This is a genomic window from Halomonas sp. LS-001, from assembly GCF_052983955.1.
This window is the reverse complement of the sequence record NZ_CM129816.1, coordinates 141,119-165,733: the sequence shown is the minus strand read 5'-3', so window position 1 is coordinate 165,733 and position 24,615 is coordinate 141,119. Positions and strand designations below refer to the sequence as shown.

Here is a 24,615-nt window from a genome sequence, read left to right as displayed (position 1 = left end):
GCATTACTCAAGCATCGATGATGAGCCCAGTATTGATGATGAAACCAAGTATTAATGATGAACCCAAGCATGCATATAAAACAGACCTCCCTACACAAGCAAACCACCCTGACGGGGCGGCCGTCAGGGTGGTTTATTTTTGCTGCGGGTCTAATCGTGACGAATTACTGGGGCAGCTTGGTTTTGCGCAGGTAAGGGAAGATGGTTTCATATTCACCAAACTTCGCTTTGGCATCGTCTTCTGAAACGCTCGGCGGAATAATGACGTCCTGACCAAGGGTCCAGTCTGCCGGGGTGGCAACGCCATGCTTGGCAGTGGTCTGCAGCGCATCCAGCGCGCGCAGTATTTCCGCAAAGTTGCGGCCCACTGTCATCGGATAGGTCATCGACAATTTGAGCTGTTTATCCGGGCCGATGATAAACACCGAACGTACGGTGGCACTGTCAGCCGGTGTGCGGCCATCCGGCAGGTAAGCTTCGGCTGGCAGCATATCGAACAGTTTAGAGATCTTCAGCTCTTCATCGGCGATGATCGGGAAATGCACATCATTGCTGCAGTAGGACTGAATGTCGTTGATCCAGCCTTTGTGCTCTTCCACGCCGTCTACCGATACGCCAATCACCTTGGTGCCACGCTTTTTCCACTCGGCATCCAGTGTCGCGACCGCACCAAATTCAGTGGTGCAGACCGGCGTGAAGTCTTTGGGGTGAGAAAACAGAATGGTCCAGCTATCACCGATCCAGTCGTGAAAGCGGATCGGGCCCTGGCTGGTATTGGCTTCAAAATCCGGAACCACTTCATTAATACGCAGTGACATCGTTAGCTCCTTATGCAGCGATAAAGGATGTGCCGATAACGCCTGCGGCTATCGCAGCAGCAGGCGTTATCGTTTAGGTCGTAGGCTTATACCATGGGTTCACCTTAACCATATTACAACCTCAGCACACCCTTGATGCGACATTATTGCGCATTGAGGAAAAAGAGCTGCTGCCCCTCCACTTCAAAGGCACCAATCGCCTGCTGGCCTTCTTCCGATAGCAACCAGCGATGCCATTGCTCAGCCAGATCATGCTTCAGGTGCGGGTGACGTTCTTGTGATAGCAACAGACTGCCGTATTGGTTGAACAGTACATCATCCCCTTCAAACAGTAGCGCCAGGTTCTGAGGGTTTTCAAACGCGACCCAGGTGGCACGGTCTGCCATCACATAGGCATCCATGGCAGTGGCAGTATTAAGCGTTGGGCCCATACCGCTACCCAGTTCGCGGTACCATTTACCTTGCGGTGCCACGCCAGCACTTTCCCATAGCCGTTGCTCAGCGCGGTGGGTGCCACTGTCATCCCCACGCGACGTAAAAGGTGCCTGTGCCTCGGCAATAAGCCTAAACGCCTCTGCTACGTTGTCGGCATCGGCAATGCCTGCCGGGTCATCAGAAGGGCCAATCACCACAAAATCGTTGTACATGACATCGGCACGCTCACTGGCGTAGCCGTCTGCCAAAAACTGCGCTTCACCGGCCGTATCGTGAACCAGCAGGCTATCGGCGTCGCCCCGCCGTGCGATCTCGAACGCCTGCCCGGTACCCACGGCGACCACGCGTACCTTAATAGCCGTTGCGTCTTCAAATATCGGCACAATGGCACCAAACAGGCCGGAGTTTTCGGTGGACGTTGTCGATGCCAGGGTAATGAAATCGTCTGCGTAAGACTGAGAGACCGAGATACCGCTGATCACGGTGGCGAGGGCAAGGGTTAACGTGGTTTTCATTGAACGTCTCCGTGTTTGAAACTCAGGATGTTTTCAATCTCAGGCGCATTTAATCGGCGGGTCATCAAGCTCATTCGACAAGTTCATTCAACAAGTTCACCGCACAGATAAGCCTGCGCGCTGGGCGAAACCGGCTGATGAAAAAATTGACGGGCTGGCGTGTGTTCACGAACCTGTCCACCCGCCATGAACAGCACATCCCCGGCCAACCGCCTGGCCTGATGAATATCGTGGGTGGTCATCACAATCCGCGTTCCCTGATGGTGAAACGCCATAATGGCAGCCTCCACCGCCTTTATGGCAGCAGGGTCCAGGGCTGAGGTCGGCTCATCAAGAAACAGTACCTGGGGGGCCAACACCCAGGCACGCGCCAGCGCCAGACGCTGTTGTTCGCCCCCGGACAGCACTCTGGCCGGTGTTTTGGCCACGCGGCTCAAGCCAAACCGCTCCAGCGCGGCTTCCGCGAGTGGCCGACGCTGGGGGCGCGGTGTCTTGTTAACGGCCAGGGCATGGATCAGATTGGCAATCGCGGAACGACGCAGCATCACCGGCTGCTGAAACACCATGGCCTGACGTGGCCGCTGAGAGGGCCAGCGGATGCTACCTTGCGTCGGTGCCAGCAGCCCATGCGCGAGGCGTAGCAGCAGACTTTTACCCGCGCCGTTAGGGCCCATCACCATCGTGGGCCCGCTCCCTTCAAGTGCAAAGGAGCACGGCCCCAGCAAGCATTTGCCTTGATGATGGAAAGTCACCCGCTCAAACGCCAGGGCGGTACCGGCACCTGCCGTGGTGTGCGGCTCCAGCGGCTGCAGGATCGTCATCCCATGCGTCTCCTCGCCAGCTCACCCATCACATAGGCGGCGGCATTGATCAACATGACCAGCGTTAACAGCACAATGCCCAGGCCCAGTGCCAGCGGCAGGTTGCCTTTACTGGTTTCCAGGACAATGGATGTGGTCATCACTCGGGTAACACCATCAATGTTGCCACCCACCATCATTACCGCACCGACTTCAGCACTGGCGCGGCCAAAACCGGCCAGCAGGACCGTCAGCAGCGCAAAGCGGGCATCCCATAGCAGGGTCGGCATCATCCGCAGTCGCGACATCCCCAGCGAAATAAACTGCTCCTGATACTCGCCCAGAAGCTCCTCAACTTTCTGACGCGATAGCGCTGCAAGAATAGGCAGCACCAGTACTACCTGGGCAATCACCATGGCGCCAGGCGTGAAAAGAAGCCCAAGTTCGCCCAGAGGCCCCGCGCGGGAAAGCAGTAAATAAACGCTCAACCCGGCGACCACCGGCGGCAGCCCCATCAAGGCATTCAGTACGACCACCAACACCCCACGCCCAGGAAAGCGCCACAATGCTACCGCCGCTCCCAGCGGAAAACCCATCACCGCTGCAATGCACACAGCCAGCAATGAAACCTGCAGCGAAAGCAGCACAATACCAACCAGGGCATCATCCAGATTGATCAGCAGGGACAGGGCAATATTGAACGCATGTGTTTCTGCAGCCATCGTGTTCTCCGTTTATAAACTGCATCGTGTTCTTTATATTGCCAATTTTCACCTAGCAGTGAAATTCATGCAGCTTTATGCTTTATTAAGCATCTTTCGCCCCTTATTTTCTGCGAGCATCTGGATGTCACTGCCTGCTTACCTGACGACTGCCGAAGTTGCCGCTTACTTACGTCTGAAAGAGCGTAAGATCTACGATCTGGTCAGTCAGGGGGTCATCCCCTGCGTCAAGGTCACTGGCAAACTGCTGTTTCCGCGACAACGCATCGACTTATGGTTGATGAATCATCTGGAGGGTGACCACGCCAGCCATACCCCGGTGCCGCTGGTGGTGGCGGGCAGCCAGGACCCCTTGCTGGAATGGGCGATCAAGGAAAGCGGTGCCGATCTGGCACTGTTATGCCAGGGCAGCGGCGACGGCGTGCAGCGTTTGCTGCGTGGGCAGGCCATGCTGGCGGGAATGCATCTGTGGCACCCCCATAGCCAAGGCTATAATGACCCGGCGGAACTGGGCATGGGTGGCGTGCGCGATCTTGTCATGATCCGCTGGGCCAAGCGCTGGCAAGGGCTACTGCTGGCAGCGGACAATCCCAGACAGATCCAACGCTTTGAAGATATCACCCAGCCACAGGTACGTGTTGCCCGGCGTCAGCCTGATGCCGGCGCCAGCCATCTGCTACACAGCCTGATTCAGCGCCACGGAATTGATGAGAAACGTATTAATTGGGTAGCCAACCCAGCGCTAAGCGAGGATGATCTGGCCTTGATGATCCAACAAGGCGATGCCGATACCGGGCTGGGTATCGAAGCCGCCGCCCGGCGCCAGGGCCTGCGCTTTATTGCCCTGCATGAAGAATGTTTTGACCTCGCCATGCACCGCCGCCATTACTTTGAACCACCCGTGCAGAAGTTACTGGCGTTTGCGCAAAGCGAGCGCTTTATCCAGCGCGCCAAAGCATTGGGCGGCTACACTATCAGTGAACTGGGACAGGTGGTCTACAATGCTTGAGCGACTCCCCCGTCACGTTGCCGTTTTATTATTGCTGACGATGGCCACCCTGTTTGCGGCCAATCATGTGGCAGCGCGCCTGGCATTTGATAACGGCACCGGCTTGCTGCTCGCCGTGTTGATGCGCTCCGGCGTTGCCTGTCTGATTCTGCTGACGCTGGTCATCACCCAGAAAAAGCGCCTGTGGCTGCCGCCGGGCACCTGGCCATGGCAGCTCGCGGCCGGGCTGTTGATCGCCATTCAAAGCGTCAGTATTTATTCTGCGGTAGCACGTTTACCGGTGGTGATTGCACTACTGCTGATCAATACCTTTCCCATCCAGTTAGCACTATTAAGCTGGGCGCTGGGCGGCTCGCGGCCTTCGCTACGTAGCTGCCTGATGATGGGCGTTATTTTAATCGGGATATTAGTGGTGCTTGATATTCCGAGCTGGATAGCCAACGCCCATACAATGGGGACGGAGTGGCTGGCGGGTATTGGCTTTGGGTTAAGTGCGGCCTTTGCGTTGTCTTGCGCACTCTGGATAACCGAACACCGCCTGGCGAGCGTTGGCAGCACCTTACGCAGCTTACTGACCATGCAAACCGTCTTTGTTGCCATCATCGTGGCGGGGTTACTGGGCGCGCTGCCGGGTGGCATGAGCTTACCGGAAACCGGCACCGGCTGGACAGGGCTCACCCTGCTGGCTGTGTTATACGGCAGTGCCTTTTCCCTTCTGTTTATTTTTGTGCCGCGCCTGGATATGGCAAGAAACGCCCCCGTCATGAATTTTGAACCGGTCGCCGCTTTATTGTTGGGTTATCTCGTTCTGGGTCAGACAATCAGCACTAGCCAGTTGATGGGCGGCGCGCTGGTGGTCAGCGGCATCATCGCACTGAGTCTGTCAAAAGGACGATAGTATTTGCGTTCGCCTTAAGTATTAGCCACAATTACTCAACGTAAGAAAACACTGTTTCTTAACTGAGGTTCAAACTATGAAGATGACCGTATTATCACTCACCACGGCCGCACTCCTCGTTGGTGCGGGTGCTTTCGCGGCATCGGCTCAAGCGCAACAGTCTCCACAAACTTATGTGGGCGGTGATGCCATGTTCTGGAGCCTTAACCCTGATCGCGGGTCCTCGCGAGACAGCGTTGGCCTGCGTCTGCGCGGCGGTGCACAGTTCAACGATTTTTTCGCGCTTGAAGGGCATTTAGGTACCGGCGGTTCTGATGGTGGCGCCGAGCTAGACCACGTAGCAGGTGCCTATGCAAAAGGTATCATACCCATGGCACCTGACGTTCGCTTGTACGGCCTGGCAGGTTTCACCGAAGTGGATATCAATAGCGACCGTGAAACCGGCTTCTCCTACGGTGCAGGCGCAGAAATGGATCTTTCCCCGAATATCTCTGTCGGTGCTGATTACATGCGCTACCTGGATAAAACCGCCTACGATTTCGGTGCCGCAAGCGTTGGCATGAAATACCGTTTTTAATATCGTCAATTAATACAGGTCAGTACGGTAAATAAGCGTACGAGAAGCCCCTATCACGAGCGTTACGTGGTAGGGGTTTTTTGTGTGTCATCAATAGCGGCATTTTCCGACAAAGTATTTGCGGTAACTTTTCTAACACAGGCTACGCTATGAAAGGAGTCGCTATTCGAAGTCAGTATTCACTTAGTGAGCGACATCATTCCCACTAGCGGATTAGAGGCTTTCGTCATGACAAGTGGCAAAAAAGATAAAGTGAAAGGAACCGCCAATAAAGCAGCAGGTAAGGCGAAAGAAGCGGCAGGCAAGGTAACTGGAAGCACAAAAACCGAAGCCAAAGGCAAAGCCCAGCAGGTAAAGGGTGAGCTGGAAAAAGGCAAAGGTGAGGTCAAGAAGAAAGCCAAGAAGAAGTAATCTTTAACGCGATTCCTATTCTGACAACCGGTTATAACAACCGACTCTAACAACCGGGGCCACGGCTCCGGTTTTTTTTTGCGTAAAGCAACGGGTGCCATGTTATTTCTTGGTCTGCACAAACCGAGTCTGTAAAAAATCAGTCTGTACAAAACCAGCCTGCACAAATCAGTCTGTACAAAAGATGACGTAGCTCAATATGACTGGCGGCCTGCTATTGCTTAATGATCATGTGTCATGACTCCCCTCACTGAGGAAGTATCCCATGCCTACCATGATGAAAGCCGCTATTTTTGTTGAGCCTGGTCGTATTGAAATTGACGACAAGCCCATTCCCGAAATCGGTCCCAACGATGCGCTGATGCGCGTGACGACCACCACCATCTGTGGCACCGACATTCATATTCTCAAGGGTGAATACCCTGTTGAGCGAGGCTTAACCATCGGCCATGAGCCGGTGGGTGTGATTGAAAAGCTGGGCGCCAACGTAAAAGGTTACCAAGAAGGCCAGCGAGTCATCGCCGGCGCCATCTGCCCGAGCTTCACCTCTTACGCCTGCCAGGATGACTGCTGTTCGCAGGATGGCGGCCACCACAGCCATGGGTACAAACCAATGGGAGGCTGGCGCTTTGGCAACACCATCGACGGCGCCCAGGCCGAGTACCTCCTGGTGCCTGATGCCCAGGCGAATCTCTCCCCCGTCCCCGACGGCCTGACTGACGAACAGGTGCTGATGTGCCCTGACATCATGTCGACCGGTTTTGCCGGTGCCGAGTCAGCGGGCATCAAGATAGGTGACACGGTAGTGGTGTTTGCTCAGGGGCCAATTGGGTTGTGCGCCACGGCGGGAGCACGGCTGCGCGGAGCGGGAATGATCATTGCTGTCGACGGCGTGGATGAGCGTTTAGCGATGGCCAGGAAAATGGGCGCTGACGTGACGTTGGATTTTCGCAAGGTCGATGTCGTCGAAGAAATTCTTAAGCTCACGGGTGGGCGCGGTGTGGACGCCGCGATTGAAGCACTCGGCCTGCAGCAAACCTTTGAATCGGCGTTGCGGGTGTTAAAGCCCGGCGGCACGCTATCTAGCCTTGGCGTTTACTCCGAAGACCTGACAATACCGCTGGGTGCTTTCTGCGCGGGCCTGGGTGACCACAAGATCATTACGTCACTTTGTCCTGGCGGCAAAGAGCGCATGCGCAGGTTGATGAGCATTATTGCCTCAGGGCGACTGGATCTTGGCCCCATGGTGACCCACCGCTACGCCCTGGAAAACATCGTTGATGCATACGATCTGTTTTCCCATCAGCGCGACGGCGTGTTGAAAGTGGCCCTTGAGGTTTCATAGTGTTCCTTTAACACTCAAGGGCCACGTCAATCAGCGAGGCTGTTCAGCGAGGTGCTACGTTACACCTCCTGATACAGCTCGCTGCCTTTCCGGCGGAACTTCTCCGCCTGCTCCTGCATACCGCGCTTGACAGCTTCGGCGTCGCTTTCAGAGGCATTTTCCGGCGTGCGATCCCGATAGGTATCGCGCACTTCCTGACTGATCTTCATTGAGCAGAATTTCGGCCCGCACATGGAACAGAAGTGCGCTACCTTGGCGGAATCCTTGGGCAGGGTTTCGTCGTGGTATTCGCGGGCGGTATCCGGGTCCAGCCCCAGGTTGAACTGGTCTTCCCAACGGAATTCAAAGCGTGCCTTGGAAAGCGCGTTATCGCGACGCTGTGCGGCCGGATGCCCCTTGGCCAGGTCCGCGGCGTGGGCGGCAATCTTGTAGGTGATGATGCCGGTTTTCACGTCATCTTTATTTGGCAGGCCCAAGTGCTCTTTCGGCGTGACATAGCAGAGCATCGCACAGCCAAACCAGCCGATCATCGCCGCGCCAATACCTGAGGTAATATGGTCGTAACCAGGGGCGATATCGGTGGTGAGCGGGCCCAGGGTATAGAAAGGCGCCTCGTGACACGCTTCGAGCTGCTTATCCATGTTCTCCTTGATCAGGTGCATGGGCACATGGCCGGGGCCTTCAATCATCACCTGCACATCGTGCTTCCAGGCAATCTTCGTCAGCTCGCCCAGCGTCTCAAGCTCAGCGAACTGTGCTTCGTCATTGGCATCGGCCACTGAGCCGGGGCGCAGGCCATCGCCGAGAGAAAACGCCACGTCGTACTGCTTGCAGATCTCGCAGATTTCTTCGAAGTGGGTATACAGGAAGCTTTCCTGGTGATGGTACAGACACCACTTGGCCATGATGGAGCCGCCACGGCTGACAATGCCGGTCACGCGGTTGGCCGTCAGTGGCACATAGCGCAGCAGCACGCCTGCGTGAATGGTGAAGTAATCGACACCCTGCTCAGCCTGCTCGATCAAGGTATCGCGGAAAATCTCCCAGGTTAGATTTTCAGCAACGCCGTTGACCTTTTCCAGCGCCTGATAGATCGGCACGGTGCCGATGGGCACCGGCGAGTTGCGGATGATCCACTCACGGGTCTCGTGGATATTCTGGCCCGTGGAAAGGTCCATGATGGTGTCCGATCCCCAGCGGATCCCCCAGGTCATTTTGTCGACCTCTTCTTCAATCGACGAGGTGACCGCTGAGTTACCCAGGTTGCCGTTAATCTTCACCAGGAAATTACGGCCAATAATCATCGGCTCGGATTCAGGGTGATTGATATTATTAGGAATAATCGCTCGCCCACGGGCCACTTCGTCGCGCACAAATTCCGGCGTGATTTCTTCCGGCAGGCTGGCACCAAAGTTCTGGCCAGCATGCTGATGGCCCAGAATGCGCTCGACTTCGGCGGTGCCTAACGTCTGGCGACGCTGGTTCTCGCGGATGGCAATAAACTCCATTTCCGGCGTGATAATGCCCTGGCGCGCATAGTGCAGCTGGGTGACGTTCTTGCCCGCTTTTGCCCGGCGTGGGGTGCGGGTTAAATCAAAGCGCAGCTGGGCAAGCGTTGGGTCGTTAGCGCGACGATTGCCGTACTCACTGGTTGGGCCATCTAGGAACTCGGTATCGTCACGCTCTTCAATCCAGGTACGGCGCAGCGCGGGTAAGCCCTGGCGTAAATCGTTGCTGGCCGCGGGGTCGGTGTAAGGGCCAGAGGTGTCATACACCAGCAGCGGCGGGTTCTCTTCATCGATGCTGCTGGTTTTGGTAGGCGACAGGGTGATTTCCCGAAACGGCACGCGGATATCCGGCCGTGAGCCCTCGACATACACTTTGCGCGAGGCGGGCAGCGGCGCAATGGCAGCGGCATCGACCTGGGCGGTTTCTGCTAGAAAGTGGCTAGTTTTACTCATGATGATTTCCTTGGGTTTATTGTTTGCTTGTTGTTATGAAACGGTTGTTATAAGGCGATTGAACGGATGGATTGGCCGGTGTCAGTGAGCAAGATCCAACCCCATCTGCCAGAAATCGATTTCCAGGCGGGTGGCATCGCCAAATATCCTGCTCAGTTCGGCAAAACGGGCGGGGGTCACCTCGGCAAGGCGAGCGTTGAGCCATTCCAGTTCCGCCTGCATGGCGGCCTGAAACTCCTCGCTTTCGTACATGGCGATCCAGGCGTCAAAGGGATTTTTCGCGCCGCGTAGGGTGAACGGCTGAGCGTTCAGCCAGTTGGCAATTTCGCCGTAACCCACCAGGCAAGGGGCCAGCGCCACGTGCAAATCCAGCAGGTCGCCACGGTTGCCGGTATCCAGCACATAGCGGGTGTAGGCAAGCGTTGCTCGCGCTTCCGGCAGCTGGGCCAACTCATCTTCTGAAATGCCCCACTCCTGGCAGAACCCCACGTGCAGGCCCAGCTCCACATCCACGATGGCTTTTAAACCCTCATGGGCCTGGCGCAGGTCAGCAAGGGTCGGGCTTTTATAGGCGGCCAAGGCGTAAGCACGGGCGAAGTGAATCAGAAACAGATAATCCTGTTTCAGATAGTGGCGAAACGAGGGTTCGGGTAGCGCGGCGGTGCCCAGCTGGCGGACAAAATCGTGCTCAATATAGGCACGCCAGTCGTCATGGCAGGCGTTGGTAAGGTCGGTAAAGCAGTAGCCCATGATGCCTCCGGTGGTAATGATCCGGAAGGCGGGCGATTGAGATCGAGGGAATGGCACGGAAGGTGGCGTGAAGCTGAGCCGAGGCCATCGCTTGATCCCTACGCCGGTACCCGAGCTGCCCTCTTCATGAGGAGCCGCCCATTAGCCGGATCAGGTTCAGCGGGACCAGCGCTTTGGCAGCATCTAAGTGATACGCCCTGCGCCATCTCAGCCGGATTCACCGGCACCCCGTCAAGCAGTTAATGCAAGCAGTCTAGGAGGCAGAGGCAGGAGATGCAAGGGGATCCGACAGCTAAGTTCGGCGCAAACATTAAATGGGCATAAAGAAAATTTTGCCGTTCAGCGCAACAGCGATTGGTATGCATGAAAGTGTGATGCGGCATTCGTGTATCGGCAGCATAAGCGCCCCGTTGCTCTATTTGAGTGTCGGCAATGCGCGTTTTTCCTTATCCCTGGCATGGGTGAGTGCTTAATTTGACGGGTGTTTTTTACAAACCCAAGAAGTGGCAATGAGTTGATAAGGCTAACTGTATGTTTATGTGCTATTTTGATAATGGCTTAAAAAAAATAAATCTCATGCATGCTTTTTTGGCAAACTTTAGAACGAAAATTAATAAATCTTTATTATCGATTTTTTATCAGTTTTTGGCAGAATTAAGTTTTCTAGAAAAACGCGCATGCGCAATAATAAACGGTTATACGCCCGAGGAGCGTTAATGAACGGAGTCTGCGCTTTATGTAATCGGTCAATGAAGCTGAAAGATAGTCACTTCATGCCTAAGGCAATTTATCGAACTATTAAAAAAGGTTTTCCAGGGCAAGGGGAAGATATTATTTGGATCTCTGGCTTTGATAAGTCAGCAGCGTATACCGATAAACAAGCCAAAAAACATCTGCTTTGCGAAAATTGTGAGTTGAAGTTCTCCAAAAATGGAGAGGATATAGTACTACCACTGATGGCTCGCCCAAACGGTTTCAAGCTAGCTACGAAAATAAGGAAGTATAAGGCACTGACTAGCGTACAGGATGAAGTTTGGTATTTTCCACCTAATGGAGAGTTAGCCTTTGGATTCATGTATTTTGCCGTCAGTATTGCTTGGAGGATGTCGGCAACAGACTGGGGGTCATGCGGATTACCCGACACAGAAAACTCAATTCGCAAGGAAAAAATGTATGCTTTTTCGAAATTTCTTATGGGAGATTCAGCTTTACCAGAAAACACTTACCTGGCCGTATATGTTGAGAATCAAGTAGTTGACACACCATCAATGAGCTTTCCTACAGTCAAAAATCATGATGGCTATCAACATATAGTATTTAGTATACCTGGGATAAAATTCAGCATTGTCGCTGGCAGCAATCTAGGCTCTGGGGTAGTAAAGACATTTTCTCACAGTTCAACAAGGGTTTACTTTGTCAGTCGTAGCTTGAAATCGCACCCTGATTATCATTTCATGGTTAACTTCCTAAAGCATGAATCAAAAGCAAAAGGGCGCCTACTTAGGGAGCGCTCCCAAAACGTATAACAAGTTGCAACAACAACGGCATTCGTTGTCACCAATTTTATTCAAAATTGCCACCAGCCGTGTCGCTGGAGTACAAAGCGTTCGCCCTCCCCAGCCTCAATCCGCGCTACACTTGGTTTTTCGACGCCCGTCGCTGATTGCGGGGGCAGAGTAAGGAGACGCCATGGATAACGCAGTGTATTGGTACGCCATCGTTGTCGTGCTGCTTTTTTTTAAGATGTTCGCTACATCGGCTTATCAGGGGTTTCATCGCATCGGCAAGATGACCTTCAAGACCCCTGAAGACGCCGCCCTGGTGGGCCGTGAGCCTGCTAAAGAAGAATTGCCACAGGTACAGAGAGCGGCCCGCGTCTGGTTAAATGATCTTGAAAATATTCCCATCTTTCTGGCGCTTGGGGTGGCCTATGTCTGGGTGGGTGCCTCGCCTGGGGCGGCGCCCTGGCTTTTCCTCACGTTTACCGGCGCTCGATACATGCACACGTTATGTTATCTGGCAGGGCTTCAGCCGTGGCGGACGGCGGCGTTTATCATCGGTGTGGCATGTATGTGGTTGATGAGCCTGTTGATTCTAGTAGCCCTTTTTTAGAGGCTTTTCTACTATCTTGCCAATTTAGCAAAAACGCTTTCCTCTGCCCGTCGTTACATCACTCTTGGTATCCCAGCTGACGTTTCACCCGTTCAAGCCGCCGTGACAGAAACGTGAGATTTGCGCGATAGATTTGTGATTGTCTCGTGATGCGTCTGTGATGATGCCGTCTCAGAATGATATTTGAGCCTGCCATAAGCGTTGACAGGCACTTTATCTTCAGGAGAACAACAATGAACAAATCCATAAATGCAGCGAGTCTGGCCATCATGTTAGTCATGGCAATGGGGGCCGGTGTGGCCCATGCTGACGAGATGACGTCATCCGACGAGAGCATGATGCACGACGACACGATGGATCAATAACCGGGTCCATCGCAGCGTCGTCGCTGCCGGACCTGACAACTTGAGAGCCCGGAGCTGATGACACGACATGTATTGATCATTGAGGATAACCCAGGCATTGGCCAGCTGGTGCGCATGCACGTGGAAGACTTGGGCATGCAGGCGACGCTCAAGGACCGAGGCGATACCGGTCTGGCCCGCTTTCAGGAGGGCGGTATCGACCTGGTGGTTCTGGATTTGATGCTGCCGGGCCTGGACGGCCTGGCTATTTGTCGTGAGATTCGCAGCGGTAGCGACTATGTGCCGGTGATGATGCTGACGGCCAAAGGAACCGAGCTTGACCGGGTACTCGGCTTGGAGATGGGAGCAGATGACTATCTCACCAAACCCTTCAGCGCTGCCGAATTAGGGGCGCGCATCAAGGCACTGTTCCGCCGGATTGATGCCATGGCGGCCAAACCGGAGCAGGCGCCCCTTCCCAAAGAAATTCAGTTTGAAGATCTGCGCATTGACCCAGCCAGGCGGAAGGTACAGGTTCATGGTCATGAGGTGGAGCTGACCGCCCGTGAATTTGATCTGTTGTGGCACTTTGCCAGCCATCCTGGCCGCGTTTTCAGCCGTACCCAATTGCTGGATACCGTGTGGGGCTATAATCATGAAGGGTATGAGCATACCGTTAACACGCACATTAACCGTTTGCGCAACAAGATTGAGCAAACCCCCGCCTCCCCCGTTTTTATCCAGACCGTTTGGGGGGTGGGTTATCGGTTTATGAGCTGAGCTATTTATCAGCGGAGCTATTTATAAGCGAACCTATTATAAGCCAACCTATTTATACTGACTTATGGTGAGAACCTTGCCAAAAACACTCTATACCCGACTGGCGCTGGGACTTTTCCTGCTGCTGGTCGCTGTCGGCATTCTCTATGCCTTTGTCAGTATCTATACACTGAAGCAATACAACGCCTCGTTAAATCAGGAACTGAACCGTGATCTGGCCAGGCATCTGGTGGCCGATCGCAATCTGGTTGACGAGGGGCGCCTTGATCAACAGGCGCTCGGCGAGCTATTCGCGCTTTACATGACCATCAATCCCAGCATTGAGATCTACCTGCTCGACCAGAAAGGCACCATCATGGCCTACTCTGCGGACCCGGCCAAGATCAAGCGCAATCAGGTGTCACTGGCGCCCATCCACACATTGCTGGCGGATATGAACGAGTACCCGGTTCTTGGGGATGACCCTCGCAGTCACGACCGTCAGAAGGTATTTTCAGTGACGCCAGTCCCCTCGGCTGACAACCCGGAAGGCTATCTCTACGTGGTACTGCGGGGCGAGGAATATGACCTCGCGGAAACCATGGCCCGCAGCGGCCATTTCATCAAGATGAGCCTTTGGGCGATCGCGATTAGCCTGGCAGTGGGCATGCTCGCAGGGCTGGCGGTTTTCCATCGGCTGACACGGCGTCTGACCCAGCTGACACAGCAGGTGGAGGCCTTCGAAAGCAATGGCATGACCCAGGCTCCCTCCCCTTCACTGCGCCGAAAACCGCCTTCAAAAGGCGATGAAATTGATTATCTGGCCGAACGGTTTGACCAGATGGCACAGCGGATTGCCACCCAGATCGAACAATTGCAGGACAAGGATGCCCAGCGTCGACGCCTGATTGCCCAGGTTTCCCATGATCTGAGAACACCGTTGGCCTCCATGCAGGGGTATATCGAGGCGTTGCGCATGAAGCGCGAAAGCCTTAGCGCGACCGAGCAGGATGCGTTTCTCGATATTGCCTTGCAGGAGGGCCACCGCCTGGGCCGCCTGGTAAACGAACTGTTTGAACTGGCCGCCCTGGAAGCGCGTGAAAGCGTCCCACGTGTCGAACCTTGCATGTTGGCGGAGCTGGTTCACGACATTGCTCAGAAACATGCTCCGGCAGCCGCCAGCAAACAGGTAACGCTGAACGTTGATGGTGGTAACGCGCCCAACCCCATGGCGGTTGCTGATCTTGCCATGACTGAGCGTGTGCTGGATAACCTGATCGGTAACGCCATCGCCTACAGCCCGGCAAACGGCCAGGTCGACCTGGAGATTACCGGTAATGATACATCACTCAAGGTGTGTGTCTGCGATGCAGGGCCGGGAATTCCGGAACCGGACCTGGCGCATGTTTTCGAGCCTTTCTACCAGGGGTCGCACACCCTGGTTCAGGGCCAGACATCTGGCCATATCGGGCTGGGGCTGGCTATCGCGAAGCGCATGATGACGCTGCAGCAAGGGTCTATTCAGGTCGCCAACCGCACGCCCCACGGAGCCGTGTTCACCATTTGCCTACCCGCTCACACATCTGCGTTATAAATTTGTGATGTCTGGCGGATATCTCTGTGATTTTATCCTTATAGAGTGAATCCTGAGACACAAATTATCAGGAGATAAGGCTTATGAAACGCATCTTCGCTTATGGTTCGCTGCTACTCATGGCAAGCACACTGGCGGTTGTGAAAGTCAACGCGACCGACGCTATGAACACTGATTCCGCTTACGCGCCCGACAACCCCGACCTGGCAGTCGCTACGTTTGCCGGAGGCTGTTTCTGGTGCGTGGAAGAAGGCTTCGAAAAGATTCCCGGCGTGGTGGAAGCTGTCTCAGGCTACAGCGGCGGCGATGAACCCAACCCCAATTACCAGCAGGTATCTTCCGGGAATACCAGCCATACAGAAGCGGTTCAGGTTTACTATGACCCGCAGGAGATCACTTACGAAGGGCTACTGGCGGGGTTCTGGCGGTTTATGGACCCCACCGATGTTGATGGTCAGTTTGTTGACCGCGGGCAGCAGTATCGCCCCGCCATCTTTTATCACAACGGCGAACAGCAACGCCTGGCCGAAACCTCTCGGCAGGCGCTCATGGAATCCGGTCGCTACGAGGAACCGGTCGTCATTGAGATTCAACCGTTCGATGTCTTTTACGACGCTGAGGATTACCATCAGGACTACTACAAGAAAAACCCGGTCCGTTATAAATTCTACACCTTCAACTCTGGCCGTTATCAGTTTATCGACCGGGTATGGGGCGACGAGCAGACGATCGATTTCAGCCAGTTCAAGCCAGACAACAGCAGCGTGGATGAGAACACCAGTGCTGATCAGGCATTTGTCCCGCCAAGCGATGCCGAATTGCGTGAAAAACTGACAGAACAGCAGTATAACGTCACTCAGGAAGACGGAACGGAGCCGGCTTTCGATAACGCCTACTGGGATAATAAAGCGCCAGGATTGTATGTGGATGTGGTATCCGGCGAGCCACTTTTCTCGTCTCGCGACCAATACAAATCCGGCACCGGCTGGCCCAGCTTTACACGCCCCATTGACCAGGGCGTCGTGACAGAACACGATGACCGTTCCTGGTTCATCGTCAGAACCGAAATTCGCAGCAGTATCGCCGACTCCCACCTTGGCCATGTGTTTGATGACGGCCCGGCACCGACAGGCCTGCGTTACTGCATGAACTCGGCCGCCATGCGGTTCATCCCGCTGGAACAGATGGAAGCCGAAGGCTACGGCCAGTATATCGAGCAGATTTAATAACCCAGGGTAATAGCCCCAGAAACAACACAGTGGAACACCCCGCATCGGGTGTTCCATTTTTTTATTTAAATCAACGGGTCTGAATACGTCCAACCATTAGCGCTAAGCTTTATCACATACTTGCGTTAACGCAAGCGTGAAAAAATTAACTTAACCCCTAGACGCCTGAGGAAAGTTACGCGAGGCTACTAATTGTAAAATTATAATTCCTGACGATCTTTCGTCAGATCACTGACGGCTCATCAATACCCATAAAAGGAGCGCCGCAAGTGCCAGGATGCTGGGGCTGTACAACGACATTCGTTCTTGAACATTGGCCCATCGGCCGTGTTGGGGCCATGTTGGGTCGGCTGTGTGTCGCTTTATTAGTGCTTGCTTCTTCCACGCATTCCACGCAGGCCAGCGCGCAAAGCATTTCGTTAAACGAGGCTGAAGAGGCTTATCTGGCAGAAAACGAACCCATTGTTTTTGTCAGCCAGAGCAATTATCCGCCCTTTGAATTTTCCGATGCCAATGGCGAAAGCAACGGCATGATGATTGAGCTTGCCCGCTGGATCGCCGCTGAGGCAGGATTCCAGGCACATTTCACCCATACCGATTTTAGTTCTGCGCAATCACGCCTTCAGTCCGGCCAAGCCGATATACTCACCAGCTTTTTCTATAGTGCTGACAGGGATGAAACCTTTGATTTCACCCAGACAGTATTTGACGTGCCAGCCGCAATGTTTGTGCCTATTGACCGCCCCGATATTACCCGGCTTGAGGATCTCGAGGGTTTGCGTGTTGCTACCCAGCTTGGTGATTACGCGGAAGACTATTTAGCCAGGGCAGGTATCGATGTCACCCTTGTTTCTACTATCAATTTCGCAGATGCCATTCTTGCCGTCCTGGGTGGTGAAGCCGATGCCATGATTGGCGATGAACAGATTGTGATGTTTCATCTCTATCGCTCAGGCTTGAATGTGGAAATGAAACGGGTTGGCGAACCGCTTTATACCGGCCTTAACGCAATGGCAGTAAAAGAAGATAATCACCTTCTAAACAGCATACTGGATAAAGGCATTACTCAAGCGCGCCAACATGGCACGCTGGATAACATCCAGGAAAAGTGGATGGGCAAGATGCTTCCATCGGCCAGTATTCAATGGCGAAACTACTGGCCACACGCCTTGGTTGTGGTGGTGATCAGCTTATGGATAGTGGCCTGGAATATGCGTCTTCGTCAGGTGGTCAGGCGTAAAACCCGTGAGTTACAGCACAACCAGAACCGCTTGACGGAAATCCTCAATGTCACTGGCACCGCCACCTGGGAGCTGGATGTCGTAACGGGAAAACTGCACGTCAATAATTGTTGGGCCACCATGTTGGGCTATGCCCCCGAGCAGTTCACCTCCAACAGCCTGCCGCAATGGAAGCAATGGGTGCATCCCGACGACCTTGCCAGCGTTAATCAGGCCATTGATGACCACCTTCGTGCCAGACGTGCTTACTATTCCTGCGAGTTTCGCCTGCGGCACCGCGACGGTCATTGGCTATGGGTGCTTGACCGTGGACAGGTCACTCGCCGCGACGCCAGCGGTAAGGCATTAACGGCATCTGGCACACGTATTGATATCAGCGCTGAAAAACATGCGGAGACCAATTTACGTCTGGCCGCCAGCGTATTTCATCATGCCCATGACGCCATCATGCTAACCGATGATCAGGGCGTCACACTGGAAGTTAACGCAGCGTTCACGCGGATTACCGGCTACCCAGCGGATGAAGTCCTCAATCAGCGTGCCCCACTGCTGAAACACCGGTTCGGTACACATAGTGATGACCACATACTTGCAATGGCCTCTGACGACGTCTGGCAGGGCGAAGTGTGGGAAACACGCAAAAATGGCGAGCGCTATCTCATTCAGTTAACCCTCTCACGGGTTAAGGATGAAGCGACCCGCACCGCCCACTATGTCATCGTTTTTACCGATATTTCACGCCAGAAAGACTACGAAACGCGCTTGCAGCACCTGGCCTATTTTGATCAATTAACCAACCTTCCCAACCGTGAAAGCTTTACCCAACACCTTACCCGGACCATGCGGGAAGCACGCGAGAACCATTGCCGACTGGTGCTGGCTTACCTGGATCTTGATGGCTTTAAATACATTAATGATCGCTATGACCACGCCTTTGGTGATCGCGTGTTGAAAGTGGTCGCCAAACGCTTGAGCAGCACCTTGCAGCATGACGATATTGTCGCCCGTCTGGGGGGCGACGAGTTCATTATGGTCTTCCCTCACCAGCAATGTGATCAGGAAATGAAGCGCGTGATTCAACGTCTGATCCAGCGCGTTAACCAACCGATTCGCTTTACCGGTTACGAGATTCAGGTGTCGGCAAGTGTTGGAGTAGCCGCGTACGATGGTAGTGAGGATATTGAACCGGACCAGTTCATCCGCCAGGCCGACCACGCCATGTATCAGGCCAAGCAGTTAGGCAAGAACCGTTACCATATGTTTGATCTGGCCCACGAACGCGCAGTGCGTGGGCATCATCAAAGTATTGCGCGTATCCAGAAGGCGCTTGTCGACGATGAGTTTGTGCTTTTCTATCAGCCGAAAATTAATATGCGAAATGGCGACGTGATTGGCGTTGAAGCGCTGATACGTTGGCAGCATCCTGAGCAAGGCTTGCTATCGCCTGACAGATTCCTGCCCGTGATACAGCAGCATCCATTTGCCATTACACTGGGAGAATGGGTCATACGCACCGCCCTGACGCAGTGCAGCACCTGGAAGCAACTCGGCGTTAACTTGCCAATCAGCGTCAACGTCGATGGCATTCATCTGCAGGCCCCGAATTTTACTGACTGGCTGCGTCATGCGCTTGACACCTTTCCCGATATTGTCCCGGGTGATCTGGAAATTGAGGCGCTGGAAAGCAGTGCGCTGGATGATATCCAGCGGGTGGCAACCATTATGCGTGACTGCCAGACGTTTGGTGTTCAATTTGCGCTGGACGATTTTGGTACCGGTTACTCCACCCTCGCCTATCTGCGTTACCTGCCAGCAAGCATCCTGAAAATCGATAGAAGCTTTGTATACAACATGCTTGATAACGAAGAAGACCTGGTAATGCTCAAGGGCGTTCTCAGCCTGGCAGACGCCTTTCAGCGCCGCGTGATTGCCGAAGGTGTGGAAACCTACGCCCATGCTCATGCATTGCTGGCTCTGGGCTGTGACTATGGTCAGGGATATGCGTTCGCCCGGCCGATGCCAGCCGACAAGCTGGTTGAATGGAAAGAACATTTCACACTGACAGATGGCACGCCTCCTCAACACTCGCCATAAGTGATACTTGTCATGAACGAGGCCCGCCATAAAAACGCCGGGATCACGGCAAGGGCGGACGCTGCTTTGTAAACCATCATGACACCACTGAGGGTTTGATGAGCGATACTCGCTTCCTGGGCGCTGATCGGGCATCATTCACGCAGTGGCTATCTATTTGCATCTTACGGCCTGAAAGTGTCACGCTGCGGGTAAGTTAGCGGTGTTGTCTGCCAGCAGATAACATCGGATATGACGCAACCGTACAGGCACTACGTGCATTCGAAAGCGTCGGGAAGTAGACTAGTCATGGCCTTGCGGCCTGTGCATCGGCACTCCGCTTCGGCTTGGGTGCCGCGCGCGGCCAACAATAATCTCGATATTCGGAACGTTTCAGTGACCAAGCAACACTCTTTTGATCGCGAAGAACTGCTGGCCTGCTCACGCGGTGAGTTATTTGGCCCCGGCAATGCACAGCTGCCCGCTCCCAACATGCTGATGCTGGACCGCATTACCAGCATCACCGAAGACGGCGGTGAAAGTAACAAAGGCGAGCTGATTGCTGAGCTGGACATTACACCAGACCTGTGGTTTTTTGATTGCCACTTTCCCGGTGATCCGGTAATGCCTGGCTGCCTGGGTCTGGATGCCATGTGGCAGCTGGTCGGCTTCTATCTGGGTTGGCTCGGTCACCCAGGCCGCGGGCGAGCGCTTGGTTGTGGTGACGTGAAGTTTACCGGCCAGATTCTGCCCGATGCCAAAAAAGTCACCTACAGTATTAACATTAAGCGCATTATTACTCGCCGCTTGATTCTGGGAATGGCCGACGGCACCGTAACAGTCGACGGGCGCGAGATTTACCAGGCGAACGACTTGCGCGTTGGCCTATTCACCTCCACTGCGAACTTTTAACAGGAGGCTTCCATGCGACGAGTGGTAGTCACCGGCCTGGGCATCGTGTCTTGTCTCGGCAATGATCAGCAACAGGTCCTGGATGCGCTCAAAAATGGGCGCAGTGGCATTCGCTTCAAAGAAGAGTATGCCGAACGCGGTCTTCGTAGCCATGTAGCTGGCAGCGTCGATATTGATCTTAACGCTTTGATTGATCGCAAACTGCTGCGCTTTATGGGAGACGCGGCCGCTTATGCCTACATTTCCATGGCACAGGCGATCGAAGATGCAGGCCTTTCTCCGGAGCAGGTTTCCAGCGAACGGACAGGCTTGATTGCCGGTTCCGGGGGCGCATCCAGTGCCAATCAGGTAGAAGCCGCTGATGTGCTGCGTGAGAAAGGCCTGCGTCGTGTTGGCCCCTATCGCGTCACGCGCACCATGGGCAGCACGGTTTCTGCGTGCCTGGCCACACCGTTCAAGATCAAGGGTGTGAATTATTCCATCTCATCCGCCTGCGCCACCTCTGCACACTGTATTGGTAGCGCCATGGAACAGATACAGATGGGCAAACAGGATGTTGTCTTCGCCGGTGGCGGTGAAGAAGAACACTGGACGCTTTCCTGCCTGTTCGATGCCATGGGTGCCATCTCGACGAACTATAACGATGCGCCGGAAAAGGCATCGCGCCCTTATGATCAGGCGCGCGATGGTTTCGTGATTGCAGGCGGCGGCGGCATGCTGGTACTTGAAGAGCTTGAACATGCCAAGGCGCGCGGTGCCAAAATCTACGCAGAGCTGGTCGGCTATGGGGCCACCTCGGATGGCTATGACATGGTCGCGCCTTCCGGTGAAGGGGCTGTTCGCTGCATGCAGCAGGCAATGGCCACGGTGAATGGTGATATCGACTACATCAACACCCACGGTACTTCGACGCCGGTGGGCGATGTGGCCGAACTGCAAGCCGTTCGCGCCCTGTTTGGCGATACCACGCCTGCCATGAGTTCCACAAAATCACTCACCGGCCATTCGCTGGGTGCCACGGGCGTGCAGGAAGCGATCTACTCGCTGTTGATGATGGAACATAACTTCGTGACGGCCTCAGCCAATATCGATTCACTGGATGAGCAGGCAGACGGCTTTGACATCGTCACCGAGCGTCGCGATGGCGTAACGCTTGAGCGCGTGCTGTCCAACAGCTTCGGGTTCGGTGGCACCAATGCCTGTCTGGTGTTCCAACGTTACGCCAGCTAATGCGGTGTAACCCGCTGAAGCAGCGTTGCGAAAGCTGATACGCAGCCAAACAAAACGGCGCCATCCTTTGAGGATTGGCGCCGTTTTTTATGCCTGAAGCACTATGTCTGAAGTACTATATCTGAAGTACTATATCTGAAGTACTTCGCCCTAGGGCGTTAAGGGTCGCGGCACATCCGAGATTTCCTGCAGCTGTGCTTCAATCCATGTTTCCACTTCGACGTTCACTTCATCAGACGTCTTTCCTTCCGTCGCAATCGGTGCCCCAATGCGCACACGCAAGACCCCCGGGCGCTTGACCCAATGTCGACCTGGCCAGCGCTCACCGGCATTATGGGCAACCGGCAATACCGGCACGCCCGCACGGCAGGCAATCACACTGCCACTTTTGTTATAGCGTGTACGCACGCCTGGTTCCACTCGGGTTCCTTCTGGAAAGATCAACACCGATAACCCGCTTTTCAGACGCACCACGCCCTGCGTCAACACCTGCTTCATGGCGCGCGCCGGTCGAGAACGGTCGAGAGCAATCGGGTCAAGCAACTTTAATGACCAGCCAAAGACCGGAAGCCTTAATAACTCCTGCTTCAACACCGTACATACCGGCGGTTTCATCACCTGCAGAAACACCGTTTCCCACTCACACTGATGATTGGCCTGAATCACGCAGGGCCCTTCCGGCAGGTTGTCACGCCCTTCAATCTCGTAACGCACTCCGCAGGCCAGACGAAACCACACCATCAGAAAGTGGTTGTACAGGTTGAGCAGGCGATACCGTCCTGATAACGGCAAAAAGGGGGCGATGGGTAAGCAGCAAGCCCCTATCAACAACATGGCGCCAAAGTACCCGATATAAAAAATCACACTGCGCAGCGCATTCATCAAACGGCGCCCTCCGTCTCATTCGTTGCGCCGTCATCTCGCGTCAGGCACCAGGCATCCAACATGCGTCCGACCTCAAGCCGCCAGGGTTTCTGATGAACGCCAAAGGTTTCCAGTACACGACGACAGTTCAGCACCCGGCGCAACTTGGCATCGTGGTGATGCTTCAATGCCTGCACGTCACCCAGCATGACCGTCTCGCCACGCCCTTCCAGATGCGTTGCCAGCTGGGTACGCACCATCGATGTAAAGGTAAAAGCACTGACCGGCTCTGTGCCCGCCAGGTGATAAGCACCCCAGGCGTTTACGCCACAGCGCAGTTGCTGCAGCATCCCCACCAGCGCCAGCGCCACGGCATCGGCACTGGTGGGGCAGAAAACAACATCCTCGGCGGCGCTAACGCTATCTCCCAGCACCAGCGTATCGATAATCTCATTTAACCAGGCGTGACTACCCTCCAGCGCAAACAGTGGCCCCAGGCGCACGATCAGATGGCGTGAATATTCGGCGCGAATACGGTCACCGGTTCTGACCAGACGACGCAGACTTTCATCCCGTGGTGCTGGTACGACGTGCTCATCGATCGGCACGTCGAAACCATCTTCATATAACTGGTCAGAGACACACCACACCAGCGTCGTCTGCTGTGTCTTGCAAGCCTCAAGGCAAGCATCAACCGCATCGGCATGTGCCATCACCTCGGCAGGTACCATTCTTAATGGGTGTGCGAGAGGCGGCACGATTACCGCATCCGGCGCAATATCCGCCAAGCGTTCAGCGCTCAGCGTCATTCCTGCTTCAATCACCAGTTCGGTATCCGAGCGGCGGCCAGCCTCGCGCGCCAACGCCAGGCTCATACAGTGTCCCGCATCCAGAATCAGCAGCTTCACGAAAGCCTCTCCCCTTGGGCGTATTCACGCCACGATATTCAATCTCGTTTTAGGCCGACCATTCTAAACGTTAACAAGCGAATCGGCACATGCTTACCGCTGACCATGCATCAGAAAACTTTACCACCCAGTCCTCGACCCTATGCCTTGCGCCTAACGTTGAATACAGCTTGCCATTCAAAGGAGCGTGCACCCGCTCAAAATTAACATTAAATAACATTCTTTATTGAACCCAGGTTACACACATCCGTCATAGGGAGGCGTAAATTGAAATGAACCTTAAATACCAAAATGGTGATATCCATGAAATTTAAAACATCTATCTTAGCCGCTGCTTTGTTGAGCCTGGGCCTTATGGCGAATGCCAACATCCATGCTCAGGAGAACACAGCAACGCAAACTGCTCCGGCCGCAGCAGATTTTTCCGAGCAGCAACTAGAGCAGTTCGTCAATGCATCAGAAGAAATCGCAACGCTCTCTCAGGAATACACCCAACAGTTGCAGTCTGCTGAGGGCGAATCTGCACAGCAAGAGATTCAGCAAGAAGCCAACGAAAAAATGATCGAGACTGTCGAAGACAGCGGTCTGGAAGTTGACACATTTAACGCCATTGGTCAGGCAGTTCAGTCAAACCCTGAGCTGATGCAACGCGTGCAGGAAATGGCTGACTCCTAAGTCACTTTTAGCCAATCACCACAAAGTGGTGCAGCATGCACCACTTTTTTCAATATCAGGGCTCGTCGACTTGAAAGGAAAGCGAATCATGGTTGCGAAAAAGGCATTAAAAACACTTGGCATGACGGCCATGGGCTTGATATTTAGTCAATTGAGTTTTGCCGACATGCATACATCCGCAGAAGAAACATTTTCTGCCAGTGAGTTTAATGTGGAAGAACCGTCCAGTACCACTAATGGTCAGTTCAAACAATCAGATGACTATTCCAATGAAATAGGTTTTACCTAAGACATGGACGCAACCACCGGGGAAAATCCGCATTTCAACATCGATAGCTCAAATTCTACAGGTGATCTTACAGCCAGTGAACAAGACAACTGGAAAAGGTTCGATGGACAGGAGGCATCTTCTGATTGGTAGTCGTTTTAACTA

The 24,615-nt window shown here is 54.2% G+C and carries 24 protein-coding genes and 1 riboswitch; of the genes, 16 read left to right on the top strand and 8 right to left on the bottom strand.

Annotation, left to right across the window (positions count from 1 at the left end; genetic code table 11):
* Positions 1 to 164: 164 nt before the first annotated feature.
* The 4 genes from ACU6TU_RS00770 to ACU6TU_RS00755 all read right to left on the bottom strand — a co-directional run bounded on the left by ACU6TU_RS00770 (position 165) and on the right by ACU6TU_RS00755 (position 3,290).
* Entirely contained in the window at positions 165 to 818 is a 654-nt protein-coding gene (locus tag ACU6TU_RS00770; RefSeq protein ID WP_447142706.1) for a peroxiredoxin, read from the bottom strand.
* A gap of 143 nt (positions 819 to 961) precedes the next feature.
* Entirely contained in the window at positions 962 to 1,768 is an 807-nt protein-coding gene (locus tag ACU6TU_RS00765; protein WP_447142705.1) for a substrate-binding domain-containing protein, read from the bottom strand.
* Between the two features lie 83 nt (positions 1,769 to 1,851).
* Positions 1,852 to 2,589 (bottom strand): ATP-binding cassette domain-containing protein, encoded by a 738-nt coding sequence (locus tag ACU6TU_RS00760; protein WP_447142704.1) that lies wholly within the window; start codon positions 2,587 to 2,589, stop codon positions 1,852 to 1,854.
* Positions 2,586 to 3,290, bottom strand: coding sequence for an ABC transporter permease (locus ACU6TU_RS00755; RefSeq protein ID WP_447142703.1), 705 nt, complete (start codon positions 3,288 to 3,290; stop codon positions 2,586 to 2,588). The genes ACU6TU_RS00760 and ACU6TU_RS00755 overlap by 4 nt, the downstream gene beginning before the upstream one ends.
* A gap of 124 nt (positions 3,291 to 3,414) precedes the next feature.
* Here ACU6TU_RS00755 and ACU6TU_RS00750 point away from each other — a divergent pair, with 124 nt between their 5' ends.
* The 5 genes from ACU6TU_RS00750 to ACU6TU_RS00730 all read left to right on the top strand — a co-directional run bounded on the left by ACU6TU_RS00750 (position 3,415) and on the right by ACU6TU_RS00730 (position 7,530).
* Positions 3,415 to 4,299 carry a substrate-binding domain-containing protein gene (locus ACU6TU_RS00750; protein WP_447142702.1) on the top strand — a complete coding sequence of 295 codons (885 nt, stop codon included), beginning with the start codon at positions 3,415 to 3,417 and terminating at the stop codon, positions 4,297 to 4,299.
* Positions 4,292 to 5,197 (top strand): EamA family transporter, encoded by a 906-nt coding sequence (locus ACU6TU_RS00745; protein WP_447142701.1) that lies wholly within the window; start codon positions 4,292 to 4,294, stop codon positions 5,195 to 5,197. The genes ACU6TU_RS00750 and ACU6TU_RS00745 overlap by 8 nt, the downstream gene beginning before the upstream one ends.
* Positions 5,198 to 5,273: 76 nt before the next feature.
* On the top strand, positions 5,274 to 5,774 hold the full coding sequence (locus ACU6TU_RS00740) for a porin family protein (protein ID WP_447142700.1): 501 nt from the start codon (positions 5,274 to 5,276) through the stop codon (positions 5,772 to 5,774).
* 228 nt (positions 5,775 to 6,002) lie between these two features.
* Positions 6,003 to 6,185 carry a CsbD family protein gene (locus ACU6TU_RS00735; protein ID WP_447142699.1) on the top strand — a complete coding sequence of 61 codons (183 nt, stop codon included), beginning with the start codon at positions 6,003 to 6,005 and terminating at the stop codon, positions 6,183 to 6,185.
* 265 nt (positions 6,186 to 6,450) lie between these two features.
* Positions 6,451 to 7,530, top strand: coding sequence for an NAD(P)-dependent alcohol dehydrogenase (locus tag ACU6TU_RS00730; RefSeq protein ID WP_447142698.1), 1,080 nt, complete (start codon positions 6,451 to 6,453; stop codon positions 7,528 to 7,530).
* Positions 7,531 to 7,589: 59 nt separating this feature from the next.
* Here ACU6TU_RS00730 and thiC read toward each other — a convergent pair whose 3' ends face one another.
* Together thiC and tenA are read right to left on the bottom strand one after the other, a co-directional pair.
* Complete coding sequence (gene thiC / locus ACU6TU_RS00725; RefSeq protein ID WP_447142697.1) at positions 7,590 to 9,491, bottom strand: phosphomethylpyrimidine synthase ThiC; 1,902 nt, start codon at positions 9,489 to 9,491, stop codon at positions 7,590 to 7,592.
* A gap of 81 nt (positions 9,492 to 9,572) precedes the next feature.
* The gene (gene tenA, locus ACU6TU_RS00720) at positions 9,573 to 10,241 is read right to left on the bottom strand and encodes a thiaminase II (protein ID WP_447142696.1); all 669 of its coding nucleotides are present in this window, start codon (positions 10,239 to 10,241) and stop codon (positions 9,573 to 9,575) included.
* 78 nt (positions 10,242 to 10,319) lie between these two features.
* A riboswitch (TPP riboswitch) is annotated at positions 10,320 to 10,482 on the bottom strand.
* A 475-nt stretch (positions 10,483 to 10,957) separates the two neighbouring features.
* Here tenA and ACU6TU_RS00715 point away from each other — a divergent pair.
* The 9 genes from ACU6TU_RS00715 to fabB all read left to right on the top strand — a co-directional run bounded on the left by ACU6TU_RS00715 (position 10,958) and on the right by fabB (position 21,735).
* Positions 10,958 to 11,767, top strand: a complete 810-nt coding sequence (locus ACU6TU_RS00715) for a hypothetical protein (protein ID WP_447142695.1) — start codon at positions 10,958 to 10,960, stop codon at positions 11,765 to 11,767.
* A gap of 163 nt (positions 11,768 to 11,930) precedes the next feature.
* Positions 11,931 to 12,353 (top strand): MAPEG family protein, encoded by a 423-nt coding sequence (locus tag ACU6TU_RS00710; protein WP_447142694.1) that lies wholly within the window; start codon positions 11,931 to 11,933, stop codon positions 12,351 to 12,353.
* Between the two features lie 233 nt (positions 12,354 to 12,586).
* Positions 12,587 to 12,718: a hypothetical protein gene (locus ACU6TU_RS00705; protein WP_447142693.1), complete on the top strand. Its 132-nt coding sequence runs from the start codon at positions 12,587 to 12,589 to the stop codon at positions 12,716 to 12,718.
* 57 nt (positions 12,719 to 12,775) lie between these two features.
* A complete protein-coding gene (locus tag ACU6TU_RS00700) occupies positions 12,776 to 13,477 on the top strand; it encodes a response regulator transcription factor (protein WP_447142692.1) in 702 nt (233 codons plus the stop codon).
* A 76-nt stretch (positions 13,478 to 13,553) separates the two neighbouring features.
* The gene (locus ACU6TU_RS00695; protein ID WP_447142691.1) at positions 13,554 to 15,050 is read left to right on the top strand and encodes an ATP-binding protein; all 1,497 of its coding nucleotides are present in this window, start codon (positions 13,554 to 13,556) and stop codon (positions 15,048 to 15,050) included.
* A gap of 83 nt (positions 15,051 to 15,133) precedes the next feature.
* Positions 15,134 to 16,276: a peptide-methionine (R)-S-oxide reductase MsrB gene (gene msrB, locus ACU6TU_RS00690; protein WP_447142690.1), complete on the top strand. Its 1,143-nt coding sequence runs from the start codon at positions 15,134 to 15,136 to the stop codon at positions 16,274 to 16,276.
* Between the two features lie 272 nt (positions 16,277 to 16,548).
* Positions 16,549 to 19,614 (top strand): EAL domain-containing protein, encoded by a 3,066-nt coding sequence (locus tag ACU6TU_RS00685; RefSeq protein ID WP_447142689.1) that lies wholly within the window; start codon positions 16,549 to 16,551, stop codon positions 19,612 to 19,614.
* Between the two features lie 375 nt (positions 19,615 to 19,989).
* A complete protein-coding gene (gene fabA, locus ACU6TU_RS00680; protein WP_447142688.1) occupies positions 19,990 to 20,505 on the top strand; it encodes a 3-hydroxyacyl-[acyl-carrier-protein] dehydratase FabA in 516 nt (171 codons plus the stop codon).
* 12 nt (positions 20,506 to 20,517) lie between these two features.
* Positions 20,518 to 21,735 carry a beta-ketoacyl-ACP synthase I gene (fabB, locus tag ACU6TU_RS00675; protein WP_447142687.1) on the top strand — a complete coding sequence of 406 codons (1,218 nt, stop codon included), beginning with the start codon at positions 20,518 to 20,520 and terminating at the stop codon, positions 21,733 to 21,735.
* A gap of 150 nt (positions 21,736 to 21,885) precedes the next feature.
* On the opposite strand, the gene ACU6TU_RS00670 is transcribed toward fabB, so the two are convergent.
* Positions 21,886 to 22,620, bottom strand: a complete 735-nt coding sequence (locus tag ACU6TU_RS00670; RefSeq protein WP_447142686.1) for a lysophospholipid acyltransferase family protein — start codon at positions 22,618 to 22,620, stop codon at positions 21,886 to 21,888.
* Positions 22,617 to 23,507, bottom strand: coding sequence for a sugar nucleotide-binding protein (locus ACU6TU_RS00665; protein WP_447142685.1), 891 nt, complete (start codon positions 23,505 to 23,507; stop codon positions 22,617 to 22,619). The genes ACU6TU_RS00670 and ACU6TU_RS00665 overlap by 4 nt, the downstream gene beginning before the upstream one ends.
* A gap of 303 nt (positions 23,508 to 23,810) precedes the next feature.
* Between ACU6TU_RS00665 and ACU6TU_RS00660 the strand changes: the two genes are divergently transcribed.
* Together ACU6TU_RS00660 and ACU6TU_RS00655 are read left to right on the top strand one after the other, a co-directional pair.
* Positions 23,811 to 24,182 carry a DUF4168 domain-containing protein gene (locus ACU6TU_RS00660; protein ID WP_447142684.1) on the top strand — a complete coding sequence of 124 codons (372 nt, stop codon included), beginning with the start codon at positions 23,811 to 23,813 and terminating at the stop codon, positions 24,180 to 24,182.
* Between the two features lie 88 nt (positions 24,183 to 24,270).
* A complete protein-coding gene (locus ACU6TU_RS00655; RefSeq protein WP_447142683.1) occupies positions 24,271 to 24,471 on the top strand; it encodes a hypothetical protein in 201 nt (66 codons plus the stop codon).
* Positions 24,472 to 24,615 lie beyond the last annotated feature (144 nt).